This is a genomic window from Pseudoflavonifractor sp. An85, assembly GCF_002161235.1.
Classification (GTDB): domain Bacteria; phylum Bacillota; class Clostridia; order Oscillospirales; family Oscillospiraceae; genus Enterenecus.
Map to the genome: position 1 here is coordinate 1 of NZ_NFHE01000084.1, position 1661 is coordinate 1661.

General features: G+C 59.4%; 1 protein-coding gene. It reads left to right on the forward strand.

The window, feature by feature from the left end:
* The coding region (locus tag B5G37_RS15355) for a hypothetical protein (RefSeq protein WP_204217961.1) at nucleotides 1–1661 on the forward strand (1661 nt) is incomplete at both ends.

Sequence of the window (1661 nt, forward strand, 5' to 3'; positions counted from 1 at the left end):
CAGATGCGCTACACCACCCAAAACCTGGACTTGACCAACGTCAACCAGACCGCCCTCAACAACTGGGAGAGTGCCCTCACCCGCCCCATTTACGCCCAAATCGAAGGGGAAGGGGAGCGTATCACACAACTGGCGGCAACAGCCGACGGCATCCAGGTTACGGTGCAGGGTCAGCAAGAGGACATTCAGGACTTGCAGAAGGGCGTGGAGGATCAGATCCAGGTGATCCAGGAAGTGCAGGTGGCGGTGGGCGAGCAGGGCGGAATGATTACGGACATCCAAGGCACCGTCACCGCCCAGGCTCAGCAGATGGCCAAGTTGGAGCTTACTGCCCAGGGCCTTTCCGCCACCGTCCAAGAGCAGGAGACCAAACTCACGGAATTTGAGGGGACCCTCACCGCCCAGGGGGAGAACATCGGCACCCTGGAGGGTACCATCAAGAGCCAGAGCGAGAAGCTGGCCGACTTGTCCCTCACCGCCGACGGGCTCACCACCACGGTAGCAGAGCAGACCCAGACCATCACCCAAATCACCGGGACCGTAACTGGCCAGGGGGAGCGTCTGGAGCAGCTGGGAGAGAACCTGTCGGAGTTCACTGATACTATTACAGGAAGCCTGGATGGATTGCAGGCTCAGCTGGACGGGCAGATTCAGACTTGGTTTGACCGGGAAATTCCAACCCCGGACAACGCTCCCGCCAACACCTGGGAGAGCGAGGAGGACAAGATCAACCACCTGGGAGACCTGTACTACGTGGTGGACAACGACACCGCCGGGGGACAGGCATACCGGTGGGCCAAGATGGATGATACCTACCAGTGGGTGCTCATTGAGGACGTGGAGGTGGCCAAGGCCCTGGCGGATGCCGCCCGAGCCCAGGATACCGCCGACGGCAAACGCCGGGTGTTTGTCACCCAGCCGGTGCCTCCCTATGACGTGGGCGACCTGTGGGCCCAGGGGGACAGTGGGGATCTGATGCGGTGCAACACCGCCCGCCCCATGGGCATCTATCTGGCCTCGGACTGGGGCAAGGCTTCTGACTACACCAACGACGACGCCCTCCACGACTTCGTGGACGGCACCTTTGCCCAGACCAAGGAGGAGGTGACAAAGCGGATATCCCAACTGGAGGTGAAGGCGGACTCCATCAGCGCCACGGTGAGCAGCCAGACCACCACCATTACCAAGCTGGAGAACACCTCTCTCACCGGAGCTGTCACCGAATACTACTTGTCAACCAGCAAGACCGAGCTGGCGGGAGGCAGCTGGAGCCAGACCGCCCCGGAGTGGATAGAAGGCAAGTACATGTGGAGCCGCACCCGCACCACTCGGGCGGACGGCGGCACATCCTACAGTTCTCCCACCTGCATTGCCGGTGCCACAGGCGCAACGGGAACGGGCGTTTCTTCCATCACCGAGGAGTATTATCTTTCCACATCAAAAACTGCTCAAACGGGTGGCTCTTGGACGACTACGCCTCCGACCTGGAGTAGCGGGAAGTATATTTGGACACGCAACAAGATTGTATATACGAACCCTGCAAGCACCAAGTACACTACTCCGATTTGCGACTCAAGTTGGGAAGCTGTGAATGAAATCGAGGTTGGAGGAAGGAATCTTCTTTCGAAAAAAACGATAGGGCTATACAAAGGTGGAACGAC